Source organism: Microvirga terricola, from assembly GCF_011777495.1.
In the GTDB taxonomy this organism is placed as follows: domain Bacteria; phylum Pseudomonadota; class Alphaproteobacteria; order Rhizobiales; family Beijerinckiaceae; genus Microvirga; species Microvirga terricola.
On sequence record NZ_JAATJS010000001.1, the window covers coordinates 398462 to 422367 of the forward strand.

Sequence of the window (23906 nt, forward strand, 5' to 3'; positions counted from 1 at the left end):
GGGAGGGAGGGCTCATGAGCGAAGGTGACGTCGCAGAGCCGTTGCGCAGCGGCGCGGCGCAGGGGCTGGCTTCCATTCTCCCCTTCCCCGCCGCGCCGAAACGGGTGTCCTTCGACCGGGCCGAGTTGCAGGTCATCCTTAATCTCTACGGGCGCATGGTCGCCGAGGGCGAGTGGCGCGACTACGCCATCGATTTCACGCCCGACAAGGCGGTCTTTTCCATCTACCGACGCACCTCCGAAGTGCCGCTCTATCGCATCGAGAAAGCCCCCCGCCTGGCACGCAAGCAGGGCGCTTATTCGGTCGTCGTGGCAAGCGGCCTGATCCTCAAGCGTGGTCATGAGCTTGAGCGCGTGATTCGCGTGCTCGACAAGTTGCGGGTGGTGTCGAACTAGCCTTCAGCGTCCCGGGGCAGGCTCAACAGCCAGAACGCCGAGGCTATGACGCCGAGCGCGCCGCCCCACAGCACGAGGCGGATGCCGACGAGGTCCGCGAGCGTCCCCGCCATCAGCGCTGCAATGAGTCCCAACCCGCCCGACAACAGATGCAGCGTGCCGCCCTCGCGTCCGCGCAAGGCGTCGGGCGTCACCTTTTGGCGTAGCGCAACGGCATTGGTGTAAAAGACCACCCACAGCCCGTCGCCGAGAAGCTGCGGAATGCCGAGAAGCATCAGCTTCAGCCAGAGCGGGCCCTGCGCCAGCGGAATCAGACAGGCCACGACGCCGTAGCCGATGAGCGTGGTCATCAACAGGGGACGCGGCGCAAAGCGTGAACCCGCCTTTTCCGCAAAGCGTGCGCCGACGAGCGCGCTGATGCCGCCGAAGGCGATGACGAAGCCGAGCACACCCGGCTGAATGCCGAGTTCGCGCACCGCGAAGAGGACGTAGAGCGGCGCGAAGAAAGTGAGAAAGAACGTCATCGTCGCGATGCAGAGCGTCAGCGAGCGCAATGTCGGATGGCTGAAGACGAAGCGCAGGCCTTCCACGGTTTCGCGCCAGAGATCCGGCGGCGCGTCGCCGGTCACGAGCGGCGGCTCCGCGCGTTTGATCGACCCGAGCAGCACGGCGGACCAGAGATAAGACAAAGCATCGAACAGGATCGCGAAAGGCGCGGTGAGCGCCTGGATCAGCACGCCCGCGAACGCGGGACCGGCGATTTCCGCCACCGCATCGGTGGTCGCGAGCTTCGCATTGCCTTCCAAAAGCTGCTCGCGCGACACGACTGTCGGCAGGTAGGCGTTGTCGGCGGTGCTGAAGATCATCGAGAACAACGCCACGGTGATCGCGACCGCCATGAGCTGCGCGATGGTGATGGCACTGAACCAGGCCGCGACCGGAAGCGAGAACAGCACGGCCGCACGAACGAGATCGGCGATAATCAGCACCCGGCGACGGCGCGTGCGGTCGATCCAGCTGCCGATGAACGGGCCGAGGATCACGCCCGGCAGGGCGGTGAGCGCCACGAGAAGGCCGAGATCGGTCGCGGAGGCATCGAGCAGAAGGGCCGCGATCATCGGCAGGCCCTCGCGCGTGAAGCGGGTTCCGACGGCGGAGAGGCTCTGCGCGGCCCACAATTTCATGAAGTCGGGATTGCGCCAGAGTTCGCCGCTAGGGCGGGGCATCCATCTCGTCATGGCAAAAGCCCTTAAACCACCGGCCGCGTCGGCGGCTCGGTCATGCCGCGCCCGAGAGGACATTGCATCAGAACGGTGGAGAGCCAGCGGCCGTGCTTGTAGCCGATGCCTTTCAACACGCCGACTGTCTCGAAACCGAGGCTTTTGTGCACGCCAATGGAGCCGTGCGATTCCTCATCGCCGATCACTGCGATCATGAGCCGGAAATCGCGCGTCTCGCATTCAGTGATCAGGGCTTCGAGAAGCGTGCGGCCAAGGCCACGCCGCTGCGCCGTGGGGGCGATGTAGATGGAATCCTCAACCGTCGAGCGATAGGCCGGACGCGAGCGGTAGGATCCGGCATAGGCGTAACCGAGGACCGTGCCAGCCTCCTCGGCGACGAGGTAGGGATAGCCGCCTTCCAGCAGCGCCGCGCGGCGGCGCACCATTTCAGCCTCGCTCGGCGGGTCGAGTTCGAAAGAAGCCGTGCCGTGCGTCACCGCGTGGGCATAAATGGCGGCAATAGCGGGAATGTCGGAATCCCGCGACGGGCGAATGAGGACGTCCATGAGGATAGTCCTAGATTCGCCCGCACTATGCGACAACAAAAAGCCCCGGCTTTCGGCCGGGGCTCTTCGTATTTTCGTAAAGGTGTTGCTTACTCGTTACGATTGCCGACCAGCGCCAGCAGGAACTGGAACATGTTGATGAAGTCCAGGTAGAGCTGCAGCGCGCCGTAGACCGAAACCTTGGCCGCGGCCTCGGTGTCGAAGTTCCCGTAGAGATACATCTCCTTGAGCTTCTGCGTGTCGTAAGCGGTCAGGCCCGCGAAGATCAGCACGCCGATCACCGAGATCGCGAACTGAAGCATGCTCGAAACGAGGAAGATATTGACGAGCGAGGCGATGATGAGGCCCACCACGCCCATAATCAGGAACGAGCCGATGCCGGACAGGCTGCGGTTCGTGGTGTAACCCCACAGCGACAGCGAGCCGAAGGCCGCCGCCGTGATGAAGAACACCTGCACGACGCTGGCACCCGTATAGCGGATGAGAAGCGTGGAGAGCGAAGCGCCCATCACCGCCGCGAAGGCGAAAAAGGTGGTGCGCGCGGCAGCCGCCGACATCTTGTCCATGCGGAACGAGAAGAAGAAAATGAAGGCCAGCGGCGCCAGCGCCACGACCCACATCAGGGGCGTGCCGTAAAGCGTGCGGCCGAACTCGGTCAGGTAGACGCCGCCCATGCGGACCACGGCCTGCGCCGGGTCGGTCGTGGTGGCGAGCTTGTTGACGCCCAGGGCAACCAGCGCCGAAATCGCCAGGCCCAGGACCATGTTGTTGTAGACCCCGAGCATGAAGGCGCGCAGGCCCTGATCGACCTGTGCTGCCGTCCGGGCAAAGCCGGTGCCAGAGGCGTATTGGTTTTGCTCATACGGTTGCATCGGAGTCCTCTCTCGCGGTGTGCCGTTGATGATTCCCTCGAAAGGCCGGAAAACCCAGCCTTCGGCCGCCGCATGTGTGGCGACGACACGAATATGAGGGGTCGCTTCTGCTTCTGCAAGGGGTGCAGCCAAGCTTCACTTGAGATTTTCAAGAACTATCAAGATGAACGGATCGCACTCGCCCATCATGGAAAACTGTTTCGCCGTAACACTCCGGATCAGCCGAAAGGGTTAAAGGTTTCTCAAGTATTGCGCTGGCTTTTGACTCAAAATCCGCCACGTCCCCATCAACCCGAGCCCCACCGCCACGAGAACCGCAAGGATGGAAGCGGTCAGCGCGCCGGATAAATCTAACGTAAAGCTCAGGTTCATGACGCGCGTGACGATAAGCGAGGCCGCCGCTGTTCCGGCGATCAGGCCGAACAACGCCGTCGCTGCGCCCAAAAGTCCGTATTCGAGCGCATAGGCCGAAAGCAGGCGGGCGCGGGTGGCGCCGAGTGTCTTCAGCACCACCGCATCGTAGAGCCGCGCCCGGTGCCCGGCTGCGAGCGCGCCGGCCAGCACCAAAAGGCTCGCGATGAGCGCAATCGCGCTGGCGCCGCGAATGGCGGTGATGAGCTGCGAGACGAGATCGTTCACCGCATCGAGCGCATCCTTCACCCGCACGCTCGTCACCATCGGATAGGCCAGCGCGCTTTTCCGCAGGATGCGCGCGTCCGTCGCTGCGTCGGACCCGCCCGGGAAGGTGACGGTGGCGAGATGCGTATGCGGCGCACCGGCAAAGGTGTTGGGCGAAAACACCATGACGAAGTTGATGCCGAGCGAACGCCATTCCACGCGGCGCAAATTCGTGATGGTCGCGGTGATGTTGCGGCCGAGCACATTCACCATCACCTCGTCGCCGAGCTTGAGCCCGAGCCCTTCGGCGATCTTGTCGTCGAAGGAGACGAGCGGCTTGCCCTTGTAGTCCTCAGCCCACCAACTGCCTTGCAGGAGGCGCGAGCCTTCCGGCTGCGTCTTGGCGTAGGTGATGCCCCGGTCGCCCTCGAGCACCCAGGAGACATCCTCGTTCGCCTTGATCTGGCTGACCGGCAGGCCGCGTAAGGTCACGAGCCGCCCGCGCATCATCGGCACGCGCTCCACTTGAGCGGAGGCCGCCTCGGTTCTCAGGAATCCCTCGAAGGCATCGGCTTGAGCGCTCGGAATGTCGAGAAAGAAGAAGCTCGGCGCGTTTTTCGGCAGGGTCTGCTTGAGTTCACGCGTCAGGTTGCCATCGATCATCGCCAGCGTGACCAGAAGCGTGATGCCGAGCCCGAGAGACAGGACGAGCGAGGGCGTCAGCGCGCCGGGGCGGTGAATGTTCGCAAGCGCGAGACGCGGCGCCGTGCGGCGCGGACGCGGCAAACGACGCGCCAGCGCCATGATGCCGGAGGCGACAACGCGCAGCAGCGCGAAGGACACAGCCGCCGCGCCGACGAACATGAGCGCGATCTTTTGGTCATACGCCGCGACGACGGACAGCGCGACCAGCGCCGCGACGGAGATGATAAGCGCCACCGCGTAACGCCGCCGCGGCCAGCGCCGTTCGGGATCGATCTGATCGCGAAAAAGGCCCGACACCGGCACGTCATGCGCGCGGCCCAATGGACCGAGCGCAAAGACCAGCGCAGTGAGGAAACCGTAAAGCGATGCGATGCCGAGTTCGCTCCAGGCGAGCGTCGGCTGAATCGGAATCGGCAGAAGATGGCCGAAGAGGCCGGTGACGACGAAGGGCAGTGCCGCCCCCACCACAAGCCCGATGCCGACGCCAATGGCGGCGATCAGCATCACTTGCGTGAGATAGAGCCGCACCACCTGCCCACCCGGCGCGCCAAGGCTTTTCAACGTCGCGATGGAAGCCCGCTTGCGGTCTACGAAACCGCGCACCGCATTGGCGACACCGACGCCGCCGACGAGAAGCGCGGTCAGGCCGACAAGCGTGAGGAACTGCGTGAAGCGCTCAATGTTGCGGGCAAAGCGCGCATCCGCGTTGACGCGGTTGCGGACATTCCACCCTGCCTCCGGCAGAACGCGGTTGGCCTCGGCCTCGATGGCGTCGAGCGCCTCTTCGCTGGAAAGAGCCGGCGGCAGCATCAGCCGATAGGTCCAGCGCACGAGGGAGCCGGGCTGGATGAGGCCGCTCGCGCGCAACGCATCCTGCGAAACGATGAGGCGCGGGCCGAAGCCGATGCCACTTGCGATCTTGTCCGGCTCGGAGATCAGACTCGCGCGCAGCTCGACCTTCGCCACGCCGATGGTGATGCGATCCCCGACTTTCAGATCGAGCCGCGCCAAAAGGGTCGGATCGGCAGCAGCGCCGAAAAATCCGCTGCGCTCGAAAAAAAGGTCGGCGGACGTTAACGGCGGATCGGTTTCAAGCTGGCCGATAGCCGGATAGCTGACGTCCACCGCCTTCAATTCGACAAGGGCCGAGCCCTTCTCGCCTGCCACCGCCATGGCGCGCAGGTTGGCGATGGTGCTCACCTGCCCTTTCTGGCTGAGAAAAGCGCGTTCGGCCTCGTTCGCCTCCCGCTGTAACAACGAAAACGCCATGTCGCCGCCGAGAATGCGTCGGCCCTCGCGGGTGATGCCGTCGGTGAGCGAGCGCGAGAGCGACGAAACGCCGGCAATTGCCGCGACACCGAGCGCGATGCAGGCGAGAAAGATTGCAAAGCCCCTCAACCCGCCGCGCAATTCGCGGAAAGCGAGGCGCAACACCAGGGGTAGGAAGGAGGCCCGGTTGGGGCCTTTTTGCGGGGAGGCGGGAAGCGTTCCGTGCATAAAACCCCTCCCCGCTTACGCCACGGTGGAGGCCGCATCAGCCTCCACATGGCCGGAGCGCAGCCGCACCATGCGATCGCAGAGCCGGGCGAGGTTGAGATCGTGCGTCACGAGAACCAGCGTCGAGCCCCGGTCGCGCTTGAGCGCGAACAAAAGGTCGATGATCGCCTTGCCCGTCTCCTCGTCGAGATTGCCGGTGGGCTCGTCGGCCACCAGAATTGCCGGGTTAGGCACGATGGCGCGGGCAATCGCCACGCGCTGCTGCTCGCCGCCGGAGAGCTGCGCCGGGTAATGGTGCAGGCGATGACCCAAGCCCACCGCCTGAAGTTCGGCCTCCGCCCGCGTAAAGGCGTCACCGTCTCCTGCCAGCTCCAGCGGCAGGGCGACGTTTTCAAGCGCGGTCATGGTGGGCACGAGGTGGAAGGATTGAAACACGATGCCGATGCGCCGCCCGCGAAACCGCGCCAGTGCATCCTCATCGAGCGCCGCCAGATCGGTGCCTTCCACAAGAATTCGGCCCGAATCCGGACGCTCCAGCCCCGCCATGGTCATGAGAAGCGTGGATTTTCCCGACCCCGACGGCCCGACGAGACCGACCGCCTCACCCTTGCCGATATCGAGCGAAATCTTTTTGAGGATATGCACCCGCGCGGCCCCGCGCCCGAGGCTCAGATCAACATCGTGGAGCGCGATGGCCTTGTCCTGCATACTCAATCATCCGATCTAGTGGAAAACTGCCGAGGTGTTCGGCCTAGAGCATGATCGAGACCAGTGGAAACCGGTTGTTCGCCCGGATCATGCGATACTCAAGAAAACTAGAGCTTGATCATGTTTCAAAGAGACATGATCAAGCTCTAGTTTGGCACATATGGGAAGCATAGTGATGAAGCGCCAATCCGGCCCGTTCATGGCGATCATTTTTGCGTGCGCGGCTCTTTTTTCCCTGTCCGCGGCGCCGCCGGTTCGTGCCCAAAGCGCACCGATTCGCCTCGTCGCCCTCGGCGACAGCCTGTCCGCGGGCTACGGCCTTCCCAATGAGGCGGCTTTCCCGATGGCCCTGGAGCGGGCGCTCAAGGCCAAGGGCTATAACGTGGAAGTGGCCAATGCCGGGGTATCCGGCGACACCGCCTCCGGCGGGCTCGACCGGATCGACTGGTCTGTGCCGGACGGGACCGACGGGGTGATTCTTGAACTCGGGGCCAATGATATGCTGCGGGGGCTCGACCCCTCCGTGCCGCGCAAAGCTATCGAGACCATCGTTGAGCGCTTAAAAGCCCGCAACATCCCGGTCATGCTCGCCGGCATGGTCGCCTCCCGCAATCTGGGCCCCGATTACGCGCAAAAATTCGACCAGCTCTATCCGGACATTGCGAAGAAGCACGGCCTTGTGCTCTATCCCTTCTTTCTGGATGGAGTCGCGGGCGATGCGTCTCTCAACCTCCAGGACGGCCTTCACCCGACGGCCAAGGGGATTGAGATCATCGTCGCGCGCATCCTGCCCACCGTCGAGACTTTTCTCGCCACCCTCAAGCGCTGACGCCCGTTAGCGCTCTTCTCATGCCTGAACGCGGCGGCTCCCCGCTGCGAGGAGCCTGCCATGGACTATCGCCGCCTCGGCCGCACGGACCTCAATGTCAGCCTCATCTGCCTTGGAACCATGACCTGGGGCCAGCAGAACACCGAGGCAGAAGGCCACGCGCAGATGGATTACGCCCTCGACCAGGGCATCAATTTCTTCGACACCGCCGAGCTTTATTCGATTCCGCCTAAGCCCGAGACGCAAGGCTCGACGGAAACCATCATCGGCTCCTGGTTCAAGGCACGCGGCACCCGCGACAAAGTCATTCTGGCGACTAAGGTCGTCGGGCGCACGGACATGACCTGGTTCCGCAAGGACGGCTCGAAGGGCGAACTGTCCCGCGCTCAGATCGAGGAGGCGGTCAACGGCAGCCTCAAGCGCCTGCAGACGGACTACATCGACCTCTACCAGCTCCACTGGCCGGACCGCCCGATGCCCTGGGGCTCGAACCCCACCATCTATCGACAGGAAACGCAGGACGGCGATTCGATCGCCATCGAGGAAACGCTCGGCGTCCTGGCCGATCTGGTGAAGGCCGGAAAGATCCGCCATGTCGGCCTCTCGAACGAGAGCGCCTGGGGCACCATGAGCTTCCTCAAGGCCTCCGACACCAAGGGCCTGCCGCGAGTGCCATCGATTCAGAACGCCTACAGCCTCCTGAACCGCACCTATGAGGTGGCGCTGGCCGAAGTCACCATGCGCGAGGAAGTGGGCCTTCTCGCCTATTCGCCGCTCGCCCAGGGCTATCTGACCGGCAAGTATCTCGACGGCGCGCGTCCGGCAGGAGCCCGCACGACGCTCTTCCAGCGTGGCCAGCGCTACGAGACGCCCGGCGCTGAGTCGGCGATCCGCAAATACATCGCACTCGCCCGCGAATTCAGCCTCGACCCGGCGCAGATGGCGCTTGCCTTCGTCAATTCGCGTCCGTTCGTAAACTCCAACATCATCGGCGCGACCTCGATGGAGCAGTTGAAGACCGATATTGGCTCGATCAACGTGACAATCACGCCGGAGCTGGAGGAGCGGATCAACGCGATCCACCTGGAGCACTGCAACCCCTGCCCTTAAAGGCAAAACATTCCCCCCATGTCATGGCCGGCCTTGTGCCGGCCATTTCGATTCGCAAGGCTCGCCTTTCGGACCGGGATCACCGGAACAGGCCCCGTGATGACGAGAGTGCCCTGTTGATCGCGTCGATCCGCGCCTTGTCGGAAAGGCCCCTAAGCCCCCATCATCAATGAGATTGAGGCCGCCCGACCTTCAGGAGGTGCGCCATGCCACGCCTGTTCACCGGCATCGAGATCCCGGCCGATATCGGCCTTCAGCTCTCGGCCTATCGCGGCGGGCTTCCCGGCGCGCGGTGGATCGACCCCGAGAACTACCACATCACTCTGCGCTTCCTCGGCGACATCGACGAGCGCATGGCGGATGACGTGCTCTCGATCCTCGGCGACAGCCGCAGGCGCGACCCGGTCGATGTCACCTTCGACAGTCTCGACACGTTTGGCGGCAGTAGACCGCGCACGGTCTTTGCTCGCGCTCTTGCGACCAACGGCATCGCGGATCTGCAAGCGGAACAGGAGCGCCTGGTGCGCCGGGTCGGCCTGCCGCCGGAAAAGCGCAAGTTCACGCCGCATGTGACGCTCGCCCGCCTGCGCGACGCCTCGCCCATCGATGTCGCGGATTACTTCGCGACGAGGGGACATTTCCGAAAACTGACCTTCACCGCGCGCCGGTTTGTGCTGTTTTCCTCCCGCGATTCAGTCGGTGGCGGACCCTATGTGGTCGAGGCGGCCTATCCGTTGGGATAAGCTCGACGGAACGGCGAAGGTCCGTTACCCCTGAGCGCATGGCCTCGCTCATCTTCGTCACCCACCCGGAAGTCGTCATCGATCCGAACCAGCCGGTCCCCGAATGGCCCCTCAACGCCGTCGGGCGCGGGCGCATGGAGCGGTTCGCGGAAACGCTCGTGGGCCGGAATGTCTCAGCCGTCTATGCGAGCACGGAACGCAAGGCGATAGATGGGGCCGAGATCGTGGCGAACAAACTCGGCCTTTCCTATCGCACTGACGAACATCTCGGCGAAAACGACCGCTCGGCCACGGGCTACATCGCTCCGCCCGAATTCTGGGAGGTGGTGGCCGAATTTTTCGGGCGGCCGCATGAGAGCGTGCGCGGCTGGGAGCGTGCCATCGACGCGCAAGCGCGGATCGTCAAGGCGGTGGCCACCATTGCCGAGAATGAGCCAAGCGCGGGCGACATTGTCATCGTCTCCCATGGCGGCGTCGGCTGCCTGCTCACGGCCCATCTGCAAGGCGTCACCATCGGCCAGGAAAGCCGCCCTTCGCACCCCGGTGGCGGCTGTTACCTCGTCCTCGACCGCGCCCCGCTTGCGCTCGCGCGAGACTGGCGGGTGATCGAGGACAGCGCGGTCGCTTGAAGCCGCTGCGCCTGTTTTGAGACTTGCCTTGCCCGCCGCATGGGACTAGCCCGTCTCCACCAAAGCCGCATCAACAAGCGCGGCGGGAAACGGGGACAATCACGATGGACGGCAAGCGCATCGCGCAACTGGCTCCGGGCATTGGCCTTTGCGTCGTCATCTCGCTCGTTGCCATCGGGCTCCAGCATCTGGAAGAGCTTTTTACCGGCCGCCCCTATCTCGAGGCGCTCGTCATCGCGATTCTGCTTGGCACCGCCGTGCGCACCGCGTGGAACCCTTCCCTGCACTGGGTGCCCGGCATCGTATTCAGCGCCAAAACGCTTCTAGAGATCGCCGTCGCGTTGCTGGGAGCCTCCATCAGCTTCCAGGCCGTGATGCAGGCGGGCTTGCCTCTCATTCTCGGCATCGCGGTCGTCGTGGCGGCGGCCATTGGCGCGAGCTATGGCCTCTGCCGCCTTTTGGGATTGCCGAAGCGGATGGCGGTTCTTGTCGCCTGCGGCAACTCGATCTGCGGCAACTCGGCGATCGCGGCGGTGGCCCCCGTCATCGGCGCGAAAAGTGAAGATGTTGCGTCTTCCATCGCGTTTACCGCCATTCTCGGCGTGGTGGTGGTTTTGACGTTGCCCCTCTTCGTGCCCCTGATGGGCCTGTCCGAGACGCAATATGGCGTGCTGGCCGGCCTCACCGTCTATGCGGTGCCACAAGTTCTCGCCGCCACGGTGCCAGTGAGCGTGGTTTCGACCCAGCTCGGCACGTTGGTGAAGCTGGTGCGCGTGCTGATGCTTGGTCCCGTGGTGATTCTGCTCTCCGTGATCGCGGGCCGCTCGTCTCCGGCGGCGCAAAAAAGCCTGTCGTTCAGCAAGCTCGTGCCCTGGTTCATCATCGGGTTTTTAAGCCTTGCGGCCCTGCGCTCCTGGGGCGCGATTCCCGATGCGGTGTTGAGCCTCGTCATGCCGACCGCGACCATGCTTACAGTGGTGTCGATGGCAGCGTTGGGCCTTGGCGTGGACTTACGCGTTCTCGGACGCGTCGGCGGAAAGGTGACGTTGGCGGTGACGCTTTCGCTTCTCGTGCTCATCGCCGTCAGCCTCGGACTGATCCGGCTTCTCGGCATCGCTTAAGGGCGGGCTTGAAACCGGCAGGAAAAAGATCATCACTTCTCAAAGTGACGGGGAGAACGCCGATGAAGCCCTTGAACGACAGCGAACGCGCCGAACTTTTAAGAAACCTCGACGGCTGGACGATGGTCGAGGGTCGCGACGCCATCCGCAAGCAGTTCGTCTTCGACGATTTCAACGCTGCCTTCGGCTGGATGACCCGCGTCGCCCTGGCGGCGGAGAAGATGGACCATCATCCGGAGTGGTCGAACGTCTACCGCAAGGTAGACGTTACTCTTTCCACCCACGACGCTAACGGCCTGACGCGCCGCGACATCGAACTGGCGCAGAAGATGGACCAGTTCGCGGCGGGACTGTCAGAAGCCTGATCCCGGACGAAGAGGACGCAAGACATTGAGCGGATCAACGGCGAATCGGACTTTCCCCGCACCGATGCTGGAGGAGCGCGCGCTCGCTGCTTTGCGCGAAGCGGGCGCTGACGAGCCCTCCGCCACAGCCGCCACGCGGGCCATGATGCATGCCTCGCGCATGGGGGTCGACAGTCACGGCGTGCGCCTCACCTCGTTTTACGCGGAAGCGCTGCGCAGCGGGCAGGTCAACGGTCGCCCCGACTTCAAAGTACGCCGCACCGCTTCCGCCAGCGCCGTGCTCGATGCCGATCGCGGGCTCGGCCATGCCGCCGCCTATGCGGGGATGGAGCTCGCCTGTCAGATCGCGAAAGAAAGCGGCGTCGGCGCAGTCGGCGTTGCGCATTCCACCCATTATGGGGCGGCGGGTGCCTATGCGCTCGCAGGAGCTGAGGCGGGGTTCATCGCGCTTTCGACCTCGAACGCCGATTCGCTTGTCACCCTGCACGGCGGGGCGAAACGCTTTCACGGCACGAACCCCATCGCCGCGGCAGCTCCGGTTGCCGGTGCGCGCCCATGGCTTCTCGACATGGCGACCTCGTCAATTCCCTACAATCGCATTCTGCTGTTCCGGTCGCTGCAACGGGAATTGCCCGCCGAGGTGACCGCCGACATCGCGGGTGAGCCAACGCGCGATCCGCATCTGGCCGAAGTGCTGACGCCGCTGGGCGGCCAGGATTTCGGATTCAAGGGAGCGGGCCTTGCCGGTCTCGTGACCATCCTGTCCGCAATCCTGACCGGCTCGACGCCCGATCATCTCGTCCCACCGATGAACCCGGAAGAAGGCGAGCCGAAACCGCACGACATCGGCCATTTCTGCCTCGCCATCGATCCCGAGCGCTTCGTCGGACGAGCGGGCTATGACGCGCTGATGCAGCAATATCTGACCGGCTTGCGGGAATCGCCCGGACGATCCGGTGCCGAGATCCTTGCCCCCGGCGACCGCGAGTGGCGGACCATGGAGCAACGAAACCGGGACGGTATTCCGGTCGATCCGGACACCGCCCGTTTTCTCAAGCTCGTCTGAAAAGTCAGCTCAAAGAATCACTTGGGCTGCATGCGCAGCGCGCCATCCAGGCGGATGGCCTCGCCGTTGAGCATGTCGTTCTCGACAATGCTTTTGACAAGCTGCGCATATTCCTCCGGCCGTCCGAGGCGCGAGGGGAACGGCACGTTGGCCTCGAGCGCCTTGCGGTAATCCTCCGCGATGCCCTCAAAGAGCGGCGTGTGAAAAAGCCCCGGCATGATCGTCATGACACGGATGCCGAAGCCTGAAAGATCGCGTGCGACGGGAAGCGTCAGGCCAAGCACGCCGCCTTTCGAGGCCGCGTACGCCGCCTGTCCGATCTGCCCGTCTTGCGCCGCAACGGACGCCGTGTTGACGATGACCCCGCGCCCGCCATCCACTGTGATCGGATCGAGCCCGGCCATGGCGGCGGCGCTTTTCGCAATCATCGAAAACGTGCCGATGAGGTTGATCTCCACCGTGCGGCGGAAGGAGGCGATGTCGTGCGCGATCAGTTCGCCCGTCTCGCGCTTCTTCGTCACCGTGCGCTTGCCCGGCGCAATGCCGGCGCAATTGACGAGAATGCGCTCGACGCCATGCGCCGCGCGCGCCTTTTCCAGCGCGGCATCGATGGAGGCTTCATCCGTCACGTCCGCCGGGCAGAAGAGCCCGCCGATGGCTTTCGCATGCGCCTCTCCGCGCTCCGCATCCCGATCGAAGATCGCGACCTTCGCGCCTTGCGCGGCGAGCATGGCGGCGGTTGCGCCCCCCAGGCCGGAGGCGCCACCCGTGACGATGGCCGCCATAGTTTTGTCGAGCTTCATGGATTTCCTCTCCCGCGCGGGCAAACCGCGCCATCGAAGGATTTAAGGCACATGAGCGACATGGTCACCAAGCCTTTCAGCAAGACCGAGATGGAGGCCATGCGAGCCGTCGCCCGCGACGAGGACAAGATCGCCCGTCAGTTCTGGGCCAAGCTCAAGCGCGTGGGAAGCCGCATTCCCTTCGCCGAGGACCTTTTGGCCGCCTTCTTCTGCGCGACGGACCCGACGACTCCGCGCCGTGTGAAGCTGATTCTCATGGGCGCCATCGCCTATTTCGTGCTCTCGACGGACGCGATCCCCGACATCCTCCCCCTCTTCGGCTTCGCCGACGACGCGGCGGTGCTCGCGACCGCAATCACGCAGGTCGCCGGCTCCATCACCGAAGATCACCACGAAAAGGCGCGAAAGACGCTAGCCGGATAGGCCGGACGAGACCATGCGCAAAGATATACTATTGCAAATAACCTCAATCTTGGATTGACTAGGGGAATGTCGTCCTAACGGCGACCCACGGTTCATTTTGCAAGCTTGAGGCAGCTATGGCGCGTTACGATGCGGACACGATGAGATTCATTCTCGACACGAACGAGCTGAATTTCACAATTCCTGTCACCCTTCCGGGCGGTGGCGCGACGCCGCCGGACATGGGCATCATTGGCAACGCACGCGACAACATTCTTACCGGCGACGCGACCTATAACTGGTTCAACGGCGGCCTAGGGACGGACCGGCTGATAGGCGGCCGTGGGGATGATACCTACGTCCTCGACGCCGACGCCAACGATGTGATCGTGGAAGGATTTGACGAAGGCATCGATCGGGTTTTCTCGATGTTCAGCTATACGCTTCCGGAGAACGTCGAAAATCTCGAGCTCACGGGGACCGCCAATATCAATGGGTTCGGGAACGGCGAGGACAACAACATCACGGGGAATAGCGGCAACAACATCCTCTTCGGGGGTGCTGCGGGCTTTGACGACCTCTTTGGCGACAGCGGCAACGATACTATCATCGCCCATTCAGGAGATTCCCGGTTGGGCGGTGGCGAGGGCATTGACGTTGTCTCGTACGCCCTCCTCGAAAGCGGAGTAGAGGTCCATTTCGATAGCCTTTTCGCTCGGACGGGAAGCGGGGGCCAACAGAGCCTTTTTTCCATTGAGAATGCCATCGGAACCGCTTTCAGCGACGACTTGAACGGCGACGACAGTAACAATCTTTTTCAAGCCGGTGCCGGCAACGACAAACTGGCAGGCGGATGGGGCAACGACACGCTGGATGGCGGAGCCGGCATCGATGACATGTACGGCGGAGTCGGCGATGATGTTTATGTCGTCGACAACGTGGCTGATCTGGTGCGCGAGTGGAGGGGCGAGGGATTTGATACTGTCATCACCACCGCCAGCTTCTCGCTGGGAGCGGCCGACGTGGAGATTCTGCAGGCATCGGGCAAGGCGGCGATCAGCCTGACCGGTAATGGGATCGACAACACCATCGTCGGCAACACGGCCAACAACAAGCTGTCCGGTGGCCTTGGCAACGATACGCTGAAGGGCGAACTCGGCAACGACACCCTCACCGGCGGCAAGGGCAAGGACGTTTTCACTTTCGACGCGAAGCTCAACAAGTCGAAGAACGTCGACAAGATCACCGACTTCAACGCCAAGGACGACACCATCTACCTGAGCAAGTCCATCTTCTCGAAGATCTCCAAGAAGGGCACCCTCAAGGCCAGCATGTTCAAGATCGGCGACGCGGCAGCCGACAAGGACGACCGGATCATCTTCAACAAAAAGACGGGCTCCCTGTCCTATGACGCCGACGGCAGCGGCAAGGGTGCGGCTGTCGAGTTCGCGCGGATCGACAAGAAGGTCGCGCTCACCTTCAAAGATTTTTACATCGTCTGAAGACCGGGTTTCTCCCGCGAAGGGAGCCGTGGTGCCCCCTTCGTCTTGATGTATGTAGGTATATATTCAAATACATTTTGTAATATAATCTTATTGCGTTACCTTAAGAGAGGTTGTAAGTCTGTTGCGAGTGAGGCCTTGGCCTCACTTTTTTTCAAAGTCTTTTAAAGAACAGATCTTTTCCTGTTGGGGGCGTACAACTTGGGGGCCGTTTTTACGGCCTCTTTTATTTTGTGCATGACGTCGTTGACGGGACAGCCGCGCCACCTTTTCGACGCATCCCGCCCTCACAAGCGCGGCGTGACGGACGCAAGCCTTTGTTCGCGTCCAAAAACATGGTGAAGAGTTCTTAACCATCTCGCGTGTAGGCTCCGCTTCATGATTCTCGCATCTCTTCAGCGCGGCTTTGCCGCGGGCATCATCTCCGCTGTCTTCCTTGCCGGAACCGGACCTGACGTTCAGGCTGCGCCGGCGAAGACTCCTGCCAAAACCCCTGCGAAGCCGACAGCGGCCTCGAAAACGAAGCCGGCTGCTGCGGGCGCGGCGGCAGGAGCGGCGGCGGCCACTGCGGCCAAACCGGCTCAGGCGGCTACCGGCCCCGGCGGCGCGGCGCTTCTGGCGTCTTATGGAGACTGGGGCGTCTACACCGCCCAGTCCGGCCGCTCGAAGATCTGCTACGCGCTCAGCCAGCCAAAGGAGCGGCTGCCCAAAAACCTGAGCCGCGACCCCGCCTATCTCTTCGTATCCTTCCGCCCGGCGGAGAACGTGAAGAACGAGGTCGCTTTGGTGCTGGGCTACGCCGCGAAGGACAACGCCCCCTCCAGCGCCGCCATCGGCACGTCGTCTTATGCTCTTCTGACCAAGGCGACCAATGCCTGGCTGAAAAACCCCGCCGAGGAAACCCAGGCCATCGCCGCCATGTCGAAGGGCCAGAACGTGATCGTGAAGGCACAGTCGACCCGCGGCAATCAGCTGACCGACCGCTATTCGTTGAACGGCTTCGGACAGGCCCTGGATCGCGCCCGCAAGGAATGTCCGTAACTGGACCGCGCTGATCCGAGGCTAGGACGGGGGTCGCAAAGTTGACCCCTCCTCAAACGGCAGCGCTTTAGCGGCACGACCAGCGTCTTTTTCCCGACGCGTCCATCCGGTCGAACCACCCCACCCTTTCCCTCCCCGCAAGGGGGAGGGAAGAGGCGTGCCGCGTTGGGCCGAGGCTTTTCGAAAAACCTCACGTTTCCGACGCAATCGTGTTATAGGGGCCTTCGTCCCCCACTTCTTTCAAGGCTGAGATTTCCCATGGCGACGGTGCTCGACATCGCCAAGCACAACCCGAACGCGACCCCGCAGGCCGTGACCGACGACGCGCGTGCGGCCGGGCGCGACGCGCTTGCCATTGAGAAGAAGGCGGAAATCACGGTTTCGGCTGCAGGCCAGACGTCGCTCGTCGGCCTGACCCGCGACGAGTTGAAGGACAAGCTTGCGGCTATCGGCGTGCCTGAGCGCGAGCACAAGATGCGCGTGGCGCAGCTCTGGCACTGGATCTACTTCCGCGGGGCGAAGCAATTCGACGAGATGACCAATGTGGGCAAGGGCCTGCGTGCGGCGCTCACCGAGGCTTATACGTTGGCGCGTCCGCAGGTCGTCTCCGAGCAGGTGTCGAAGGACGGCACCCGCAAATGGCTGATCCGCATGCCCTCGACCGGCCCGCTCGACAAGGGCGCAGAGATCGAGTGCGTCTATATTCCCGAGGTCGATCGCGGCACGCTTTGCGTATCGAGCCAGGTCGGCTGCACGCTCACCTGCTCGTTCTGCCACACGGGCACGCAGCGCCTCGTGCGCAACCTGACCTCGGCGGAAATCGTGGCGCAACTCATCGTCGCTCGCGACTGCATCGGCGACTGGCCGGATGCGACGCCGCCGGAAGGCGCGTTCGTTCCGACCGATGGCGGACGTTTCGTGTCCAACATCGTGTTCATGGGTATGGGCGAGCCGCTCTACAACACCGACAACGTGATTGCCGCCATCGATGTGATGTCGGACGGCGAGGGTCTTACGCTCTCGCGCCGCCGCATCACGGTGTCGACCTCCGGCGTCGTGCCGCAGATGGAGCGTCTGGGTGCGGAAGCCAACACGATGCTCGCGATTTCGCTCCACGCGGTGCGCGACGACCTGCGCGACGTGCTGGTGCCGATCAATCGCAAATACGACGTCAAGGAATTGCTCGACGCCTGCCGCGCCTATCCCGGCCTGTCGAACGCCCGCCGCATCACGTTCGAGTACGTGATGCTGAAAGATGTAAATGATTCCGACGCTGATGCGCGCGAATTGGTGCGCCTGCTCAAGGGCATCCCGGCCAAGATCAACCTGATCCCGTTCAATCCCTGGCCCGGCTCGAAATACGAGTGCTCGGATTGGGAGCGCATCGAGCGCTTCTCCGAGATCGTCTATCGCGCCGGCTACGCCTCTCCCGTGCGCACCCCGCGCGGCCGTGACATTCTCGCGGCCTGCGGCCAGCTCAAGAGCGAGACGGAAAAACTGCGCGCCCGCGCCCGCATGATGCTCGAACAGGGCATCGGGGCGGAGGGTGTGTATGCGCTGGGGGATGGGGAGTAACCTGACTCCAAGTGCCTCAAGCGGTTCTTGATCTTTATAATAGAATAACATCTGATCTGGAGTCTTAGTCCGGAGAAGATCATGAAGCGGCATTTTTTCGCGCTGCTGGGAGCAACCGCCGGGTTCTCGTACCTGCTGTCGCTCACAACGCTGTTTCTCAGAGAGATGCTCGCTTTTCTGTCCGGCACTGAGCGAAGTCCAAGCGCAGCGCTCGCTCTCGCGAACGCAATGCTAGATGGTACGTATGATCTGATCGTTTACGCGCTGCCGATCCTTCTCTGTGCCGCCCTCGCTGCCCGTTTCCTAACACGCCACCCGCATCAGCCCCTTTGGAAAACAGCCGTCATCGGAGCTTTGTTGGGGGGCATTTTAGCGGTCTCGGATACGTTTTGGTCCCGCTTTGTCGTGGCCGAGACGCGCATCCTCGTTGGTGTGGCTGGTTTTGTGGCCGGCGGTCTCGGTGGACTGGGTTACGGTTTCCTCGCCGGGAAGCAACAAAGGGCACGGCAAAACGCCACGGAAAAATTCCTCCGCGTCGCAAGAGCGGCCGCTGTTGCAACTTTGGCCGCTCCCTTTCTCACCGGAACTCTATGGCTCCTAGCCGAGTTCGAGTTTGTGATTGGCGGGCGCTGGACAAAGGATTTTCTATTCATCACGAACCGATTGGCGCAAGCGACCGCAACTGCGGTGAATGTGACCGCGGTGACGCTTTTCCCCATTGCCCTCCTGGCCGCATTGATTGGCGCATGGATGGGCTGGCGGTCGCGCTGGATATATTTGTTCGGCGGCGCAGTCCTCGCGTGTATGCCGATCTATGTTCTTGCCGAGATGTTTCCCGGATCAGAAAGGAAATTGCTCTTGACGCTGGTCGGCACAATGATTCCATCCGGCGCCATCTGCGGCTGGATCTATTGGCGTATCGCCATCGGGCGGCCATCTAAGGCCGCGCATGCTATAGCCCAACAATGATCCGCTGGCTCCTCATCCCGTTCGCCCTCCTCATCGCCATCGGCGCAGGCAGCTTCTTTCTCTTCCTCGCCTCTATCGTCGATCCGGTCATGGCGACCCTGACCGGCGAGACGCTGTTTGTGGGGCTCTCGAAGTTTTTCGATGCGATCGTGTCCGCCGACGATCCCGGCCTCGTCGTGGCGCACGCCTTGTCGGGGATCGGGCGGCTGATCTTTATTTTTCTTGTCTTTCCGGCCCTTCTCGTCGCCGTCATTGGCGAGGCGGTGCGGGCGCGTAGCCTCATCTGGTATGGGGGCGCAACCGGCGTGCTGACCGCGGCGGTACCGTGGATTTTGCGCGGCTCGGCTCACGTCGCCGCGCCCGGCGAATTGCATGTGAGCGCCGTGCTCGGGCTCACCGGAGCGGTGACGGGCCTGGTCTATTGGCTGGTCGCGGGGCGGGATACGGGCAGAGGCCGCGATACACCACGGTAATTCCCCCATCGCAAGTCGGGTGTTCCCGACTTGCGATGGGCACTGCGGATCTCGGGAACACCCGAGATCCGTGGGGGAGGAAATTTACGGTAGCATCTCGATGTCTTACCGCGCCGAAGCCGCCAGAATCTTCACCGCAAACGCCGAGAACAGACCGGCAAACGAATAGTCGATGGCGCGCATCACCTTCGGGCGGCGGCGGAGCAGCGCGATCACCTTTTCCGCGCCGAGAATCATCACGGCCGCCATCGGCGCGGTGAGCGCGATGAAATAGAGCCCGAGAAACACGAGCTTTTCCGACGCGTTCGGATCGCCCGCGTGCACGAATTGCGGCAGGAAGGTCACGAAAAACAGCACAACCTTCGGATTCGTCAGGTTGATGCCGACGCCGACCAAAAATGTCTTGGTCAGCGAAACCTCGGCCTTGGTGTCATCTTTCAGGTTGAGCGCCGAGCCGTTGCGCACCGCATCGAACGCGAGCCAGAGCAGATAAAGCGCACCGACAACTTTCAGCACGGTGAAGGCCGTGACGGATGCCGCGAGCAGCGCCGAGAGGCCGAGCGCGGCAAGCAGCGTGTGGAAGCAGCATCCGGTCATCGCACCGAGCATGGAGGCCATGCCCGCCCTTCGCCCTCCGGCCATGGTCTTGGCGAGGAAGAGGCTCATGTCCGGCCCCGGCGTGATGAACAGAACCGTGCAGGCGAGCGAATAGGTCAGGAGCGTTCCAAGGTCGGGCAGAAAACTCATCGTCGATCCTTCAAGCCTGGCAATAACGGAGGGCGCGCCACCTTATCACTGGAAAAACCGCTTGGCGAAGGCGGAGCGTTGCCCCATGTCATGGCTTCAAGGGTTCCGCCGGACGAATCGAGGACTACCGATCATGCTAACGTTTCTCCCTCTTCGACTGCGCGCCGTTCTGGTCGGATTGGGTCTTGCTGTCAGCCTCTCGGCCTGCGGCATCAACAACGTGCCGACCTTTGAGGAAAAGGCCAAGTCCGCCTGGAGCGAGGTGCAGAACCAGTACCAGCGTCGCAGCGACCTCATTCCGAACCTGGTCGAGACCGTGAAAGGCTATGCCCAGCAGGAGCGCGAGGTACTGACGCAGGTGACGGAAGCGCGCGCGAAGGCGAGCCAGATCAAGGTCGATGCTTCCACTGTCACGGACCCGGAAAAGTTCCGTCAGTATCAGGACGCGCAGAACCAGCTTTCCGGGGCGCTCGGCCGCCTGCTCGTGACAGTCGAGCGTTATCCGGAGCTGAAGTCGAACGCCAACTTCCTCGCGCTACAATCGCAGCTGGAGGGAACGGAAAACCGCATCGCGGTGGCGCGGCGTGATTATATCGAGGCGGTCCGGGTCTATAACACCGAGCTTCGCACCATCCCCGGCCGTTGGATCGCCGCGATCCTTTATCCGAGCGCCAAGCCGATGGAGACCTTTGTCGCGACCGCCGGCTCCGACCGCCCGCCGCAGGTGAAGTTCTGACGGGGGCGAAGGTGATCGCACGCGGACTTCCCTCCCCCTTGCCGGGAGGGCCCGAGGGTGGGGGTCGAAAAGTCGAAGCGGCTTTCCTTGCCCTCCTTCTCCTCCTCTTTCCCGCCATCGCGCTTGCCCAAACCTTCCCGCCACTCACGGGCCGCGTGGTCGACGCGGCAAACATTTTGAAACCCGAGCAGCGGGTAACACTGGAAGCCAAACTCAAGGCCTACGAGGACAAGACGAGCGATCAGGTGGTCGTCGCGACCGTGCCATCGCTCGAAGGCACCACCATCGAGGATTACGGCAACCGTCTCTTCCGGCAGTGGCAGCTCGGCCAGAAGGACAAGAACAACGGCGCGCTACTTCTCGTCGCACCGAAGGAGCGCAAGGTGCGTATCGAGGTCGGCTACGGGCTTGAGGGCGCGCTGACCGACGCGCTGTCCAAGGTCATCGTCACCACCGCCATCGCGCCGCAATTCCAGAAAGGGGATTTTGCCGCCGGCATCAATGCGGGCGTCGATGCCATGCTGTCGATCCTCACCGGCGATGCGGAAGAATGGCAGCGGCGCGCGCAGGTGCGCCAGGACGAGGGTACGCCGCTCGATCCGTTCATCACCTTCATCCTGTTCCTGATCGTCGTTTACACGATCAACCGGCTGCTCAACGCCAGCGCCGTGAATGCGGGGCCGCGCGGGCGTCGCAGCGGGGGAATCTGGTACATTCCAACCGGCGGCGGCTGGTCGGGCGGCGGTGGCGGATGGTCCGGCGGAGGCGGGTTCTCGGGCGGGGGCGGCTCGTCCGGGGGCGGCGGCGCGTCGGGGAGCTGGTAACAATGATCTCGAAGGAAGACCATACGCGCCTGACCCATGCGATCCGCGATGCGGAAAGCCAGACCTCGGGCGAGATTGTCGTCGTCGTGGCCGAACAGGCCAGCACCTATCGCTCCATCCCCATCGTGTGGGCGTTGATCGGCGCGCTTCTCGTGCCCTGGCCGCTGATCTGGATCACCCATTTAAGCGCCGGGCGCATCTTTTTGGTGCAGCTCGTCGTCGCCCTTCTGCTGTGCCTGTTTCTGTCCTGGCCCAGCCGACGTCATGCGCTCGTGCCACGCTTCATCAAGCGCACCCGCGCCCGCGAGGCGGCGGCGCGGGAATTTGTCGGCCGGGGCCTGACCCGCACGCGCGACCGGACCGGCGTGCTGATCTATGTCGCGCTCGCCGAACGCCACGCGGAGATCATCGCCGATACCGGCATCGCGGACCGGGTCGGTGCAGGCGCGTGGCAGGGAATCATCGACAACCTGACCGGCGCGATCAAGGAAGGCCGGCTCGGCGACGGTCTGCTGGAGGCGGTTCAGAGCGCGGGCGCGCTGCTCGCGCGGCACGCACCGCCGCGCTTCGACGACATGGACGAATTGCCGAACAAGGTGATCGTGATCTAAAGGCCGCGGCTCAGAGGCCGTGGCTCTTGGCGGCACCGAGGATCGGGCCGGGGTGAACATCGGTCGAGGTCTGTAGCAGCACCACATACCCGTCGCCGTCGCCCCGCGCCGTCGCCAGCGGCACCTCGAAATGCGCCGCGCCGCCGCGCCATTCGCCGACACGCGTTACACCGCGTACCACGTTGGCGTAGGTGACCGTGCGGCCGCTGTTCTCGCCCTTGCCGATGCGCACGGTCTTGGAGTGCATCACCGGCAGCACCAAGACCTGTGCGTGGTGCACGTCGGCGGGAACGGCGCCATCGACCGCGATGGTAACAAGGCCGTTCTGCTCCTTCAGCTCCACATCGACGGGCAGATGCGCCCGGCCGGCATTGGATTCCTCGATCGACTTTTCGATCCGCGCCCGGTCCGAGCCGATGCACCCCTTCGTGCCATTGACGATCATCTGCGGGGTATAGACCTGCCGGTCGCTGCGGGCCTGGGCATAGGCCTTCTGGCGCTCCGTGAAGGCGGCATGTGCCAGCGTGTCCTTCCAGCCGAGATAGTCCCAATAATTGACCGGGAAGGACAGGGCGACGATGTCGGGCTGACCCGCGAGCTCGGTCAGGACCGCATCCGCCGGCGGGCAGGACGAGCAGCCCTGGCTGGTGAACAGTTCCACGACGGCGCGCGGCGGATCGGCCAGCGCGGGTTGGATCAGAGCGGCCAGACCGAGGGCGCCCAGGGACAATGTCAGGCGTGAGACCATGATGGCGGCCATGGAACACGAAACCGGGCTTAAAGGGAACTCACGTTACCTTGAGCACCCGCCGGCACGCGCCAGCGCCGGTGCATCCACAGCCATTGCTCGGGGTGTTCGCGCACCCAGCCCTCCACCACCGAAGTCATGGCCTGCATGGCGCCCTGCACGTCGATGAGACCCTCCGCGTCGCGCGGCAGGTCGAGCGGCGGGGTGAGCTGGAGCCGGAAACGATGGTTGGGAAGGCGGATCACCCGCACCCCGTGCACGGGGCATTCGAACCGGCGGGCGAACTTGCCGAGGATCGGGTTCACCATCGCGGGTCGGCCCATGAAGTTCACGCGCACACCCCGGGTAAAGTGCTGGTCGATGAGCATGCCGAGATGGCCGCCCTTTTCCAGCGCGCCCTGCATGGCGAAAGCCGCCCCCTGACGCGCGGCCTCCAAGCCGCCCATCGTTTCGCTGCGGATCTCGTGCAGCACGCGGGCGACCGCTGGGTCGTTGGGCGCGCGAAAAACCGCCGTGGCGTCGAGCCCGAACCGGGCGGCGCAGATGGCGGGCAGTTCCCAATTGGCGAGATGGGCGGAAAAGATGATGGCGGGCTTCTCGTCTCCCAGAAGGCTGACGAAATGCTCGATGCCGTCCACCTCCGTCCGGCCGGGCACGGGGTTTGCCGGGTCGAAGTCGAAGAGGCGCCCGAGATGGGGATATTCGCCGCCTGTACGTCCGAGATTGTCCCACGCGCCGCGGGCAATGGCCCGCACCTCGGCGTCCGTCTTGTCCGGATAGACCGCGCGGATGTTGGCTAGCGCCGTCTTGTGCGCGGGAAGCAGCGGCCCAAGGGTCCGCGCCAGCGCCGCGCCCACCGCGCCCGAGCGTTCCGGGCCGAGCGCACGGGACAGGACGAAGACGCCCCGCACGACGCCGACCATGACCGTTTCGGTCAGGCGCGAGACAAGGCTGCGGGTGCGACGGTGATGATGAGCCACAAATTCGTCCTGGCAGGAAAGAGGAAACGCGTCTTTCCGCGACTGGCGCGC

The 23906-nt window shown here is 63.5% G+C and carries 26 protein-coding genes; 17 read left to right on the forward strand and 9 right to left on the reverse strand.

What is annotated here, in order from left to right; translation table 11 throughout:
- The first annotated feature begins 14 nt into the window (after positions 1 to 14).
- Complete coding sequence (locus HB375_RS01790) at positions 15 to 395, forward strand: DUF2794 domain-containing protein (protein WP_167671236.1); 381 nt, start codon at positions 15 to 17, stop codon at positions 393 to 395.
- On the opposite strand, the gene HB375_RS01795 is transcribed toward HB375_RS01790, so the two are convergent.
- From HB375_RS01795 to HB375_RS01815, 5 genes are all read right to left on the reverse strand, one after another.
- The gene (locus tag HB375_RS01795) at positions 392 to 1621 is read right to left on the reverse strand and encodes an MFS transporter (RefSeq protein WP_167671237.1); all 1230 of its coding nucleotides are present in this window, start codon (positions 1619 to 1621) and stop codon (positions 392 to 394) included. The genes HB375_RS01790 and HB375_RS01795 overlap by 4 nt on opposite strands.
- A gap of 23 nt (positions 1622 to 1644) precedes the next feature.
- Complete coding sequence (locus HB375_RS01800; protein WP_167671238.1) at positions 1645 to 2181, reverse strand: GNAT family N-acetyltransferase; 537 nt, start codon at positions 2179 to 2181, stop codon at positions 1645 to 1647.
- Positions 2182 to 2270: 89 nt separating this feature from the next.
- Positions 2271 to 3053 carry a Bax inhibitor-1/YccA family protein gene (locus HB375_RS01805; protein ID WP_167671239.1) on the reverse strand — a complete coding sequence of 261 codons (783 nt, stop codon included), beginning with the start codon at positions 3051 to 3053 and terminating at the stop codon, positions 2271 to 2273.
- Between the two features lie 231 nt (positions 3054 to 3284).
- Positions 3285 to 5873: an ABC transporter permease gene (locus HB375_RS01810; protein WP_167671240.1), complete on the reverse strand. Its 2589-nt coding sequence runs from the start codon at positions 5871 to 5873 to the stop codon at positions 3285 to 3287.
- Between the two features lie 15 nt (positions 5874 to 5888).
- A complete protein-coding gene (locus HB375_RS01815; protein ID WP_167671241.1) occupies positions 5889 to 6581 on the reverse strand; it encodes an ABC transporter ATP-binding protein in 693 nt (230 codons plus the stop codon).
- A gap of 175 nt (positions 6582 to 6756) precedes the next feature.
- Here HB375_RS01815 and HB375_RS01820 point away from each other — a divergent pair, with 175 nt between their 5' ends.
- From HB375_RS01820 to HB375_RS01850, 7 genes are all read left to right on the forward strand, one after another.
- Complete coding sequence (locus HB375_RS01820; protein ID WP_205800010.1) at positions 6757 to 7410, forward strand: arylesterase; 654 nt, start codon at positions 6757 to 6759, stop codon at positions 7408 to 7410.
- 60 nt (positions 7411 to 7470) lie between these two features.
- Positions 7471 to 8520: an aldo/keto reductase gene (locus HB375_RS01825; protein WP_167671242.1), complete on the forward strand. Its 1050-nt coding sequence runs from the start codon at positions 7471 to 7473 to the stop codon at positions 8518 to 8520.
- Positions 8521 to 8726: 206 nt separating this feature from the next.
- Positions 8727 to 9263 carry an RNA 2',3'-cyclic phosphodiesterase gene (gene thpR, locus HB375_RS01830; RefSeq protein ID WP_167671243.1) on the forward strand — a complete coding sequence of 179 codons (537 nt, stop codon included), beginning with the start codon at positions 8727 to 8729 and terminating at the stop codon, positions 9261 to 9263.
- Positions 9264 to 9301: 38 nt separating this feature from the next.
- Complete coding sequence (locus tag HB375_RS01835) at positions 9302 to 9892, forward strand: histidine phosphatase family protein (RefSeq protein WP_167671244.1); 591 nt, start codon at positions 9302 to 9304, stop codon at positions 9890 to 9892.
- A 104-nt stretch (positions 9893 to 9996) separates the two neighbouring features.
- Complete coding sequence (locus HB375_RS01840; protein WP_167671245.1) at positions 9997 to 11013, forward strand: YeiH family protein; 1017 nt, start codon at positions 9997 to 9999, stop codon at positions 11011 to 11013.
- Positions 11014 to 11075: 62 nt separating this feature from the next.
- Positions 11076 to 11378, forward strand: coding sequence for a 4a-hydroxytetrahydrobiopterin dehydratase (locus HB375_RS01845; protein WP_167671246.1), 303 nt, complete (start codon positions 11076 to 11078; stop codon positions 11376 to 11378).
- A 64-nt stretch (positions 11379 to 11442) separates the two neighbouring features.
- Complete coding sequence (locus HB375_RS01850; protein ID WP_167671720.1) at positions 11443 to 12444, forward strand: Ldh family oxidoreductase; 1002 nt, start codon at positions 11443 to 11445, stop codon at positions 12442 to 12444.
- A gap of 17 nt (positions 12445 to 12461) precedes the next feature.
- Here HB375_RS01850 and HB375_RS01855 read toward each other — a convergent pair whose 3' ends face one another.
- A complete protein-coding gene (locus HB375_RS01855) occupies positions 12462 to 13247 on the reverse strand; it encodes an SDR family NAD(P)-dependent oxidoreductase (RefSeq protein WP_167671247.1) in 786 nt (261 codons plus the stop codon).
- A gap of 51 nt (positions 13248 to 13298) precedes the next feature.
- Here HB375_RS01855 and HB375_RS01860 point away from each other — a divergent pair, with 51 nt between their 5' ends.
- The 6 genes from HB375_RS01860 (at position 13299) to HB375_RS01885 (ending at position 19209) form a co-directional block, all read left to right on the forward strand.
- The gene (locus HB375_RS01860; protein ID WP_167671248.1) at positions 13299 to 13670 is read left to right on the forward strand and encodes a YkvA family protein; all 372 of its coding nucleotides are present in this window, start codon (positions 13299 to 13301) and stop codon (positions 13668 to 13670) included.
- A gap of 140 nt (positions 13671 to 13810) precedes the next feature.
- Positions 13811 to 15151, forward strand: a complete 1341-nt coding sequence (locus HB375_RS01865) for a calcium-binding protein (RefSeq protein ID WP_167671249.1) — start codon at positions 13811 to 13813, stop codon at positions 15149 to 15151.
- 378 nt (positions 15152 to 15529) lie between these two features.
- Positions 15530 to 16192 carry an invasion associated locus B family protein gene (locus tag HB375_RS01870; protein ID WP_205800011.1) on the forward strand — a complete coding sequence of 221 codons (663 nt, stop codon included), beginning with the start codon at positions 15530 to 15532 and terminating at the stop codon, positions 16190 to 16192.
- A gap of 258 nt (positions 16193 to 16450) precedes the next feature.
- Positions 16451 to 17767: a dual-specificity RNA methyltransferase RlmN gene (gene rlmN / locus HB375_RS01875; protein WP_167671250.1), complete on the forward strand. Its 1317-nt coding sequence runs from the start codon at positions 16451 to 16453 to the stop codon at positions 17765 to 17767.
- Between the two features lie 81 nt (positions 17768 to 17848).
- Positions 17849 to 18736, forward strand: coding sequence for a hypothetical protein (locus HB375_RS01880; protein WP_167671251.1), 888 nt, complete (start codon positions 17849 to 17851; stop codon positions 18734 to 18736).
- Positions 18733 to 19209, forward strand: a complete 477-nt coding sequence (locus HB375_RS01885; protein ID WP_167671252.1) for a hypothetical protein — start codon at positions 18733 to 18735, stop codon at positions 19207 to 19209. The genes HB375_RS01880 and HB375_RS01885 overlap by 4 nt, the downstream gene beginning before the upstream one ends.
- 105 nt (positions 19210 to 19314) lie before the next feature.
- Here the strand turns inward: HB375_RS01885 and HB375_RS01890 are convergent, their stop codons facing one another.
- Positions 19315 to 19956: a LysE family translocator gene (locus tag HB375_RS01890; RefSeq protein ID WP_167671253.1), complete on the reverse strand. Its 642-nt coding sequence runs from the start codon at positions 19954 to 19956 to the stop codon at positions 19315 to 19317.
- A 133-nt stretch (positions 19957 to 20089) separates the two neighbouring features.
- Here HB375_RS01890 and HB375_RS01895 point away from each other — a divergent pair, with 133 nt between their 5' ends.
- The 3 genes from HB375_RS01895 to HB375_RS01905 are packed head-to-tail and all read left to right on the forward strand — an operon-like array spanning position 20090 to position 22127.
- Complete coding sequence (locus tag HB375_RS01895; protein WP_167671254.1) at positions 20090 to 20692, forward strand: LemA family protein; 603 nt, start codon at positions 20090 to 20092, stop codon at positions 20690 to 20692.
- 38 nt (positions 20693 to 20730) lie between these two features.
- Positions 20731 to 21516 carry a TPM domain-containing protein gene (locus HB375_RS01900; RefSeq protein ID WP_205800038.1) on the forward strand — a complete coding sequence of 262 codons (786 nt, stop codon included), beginning with the start codon at positions 20731 to 20733 and terminating at the stop codon, positions 21514 to 21516.
- 2 nt (positions 21517 to 21518) lie between these two features.
- Positions 21519 to 22127 carry a TPM domain-containing protein gene (locus tag HB375_RS01905; RefSeq protein WP_167671255.1) on the forward strand — a complete coding sequence of 203 codons (609 nt, stop codon included), beginning with the start codon at positions 21519 to 21521 and terminating at the stop codon, positions 22125 to 22127.
- A gap of 10 nt (positions 22128 to 22137) precedes the next feature.
- Here HB375_RS01905 and HB375_RS01910 read toward each other — a convergent pair whose 3' ends face one another.
- Both HB375_RS01910 and HB375_RS01915 read right to left on the reverse strand, forming a co-directional pair.
- Positions 22138 to 22887, reverse strand: a complete 750-nt coding sequence (locus HB375_RS01910) for a DUF1223 domain-containing protein (protein WP_246728289.1) — start codon at positions 22885 to 22887, stop codon at positions 22138 to 22140.
- A gap of 17 nt (positions 22888 to 22904) precedes the next feature.
- Positions 22905 to 23855, reverse strand: a complete 951-nt coding sequence (locus HB375_RS01915; RefSeq protein WP_343232336.1) for a lipid A biosynthesis lauroyl acyltransferase — start codon at positions 23853 to 23855, stop codon at positions 22905 to 22907.
- Between the last annotated feature and the right edge of the window lie 51 nt (positions 23856 to 23906).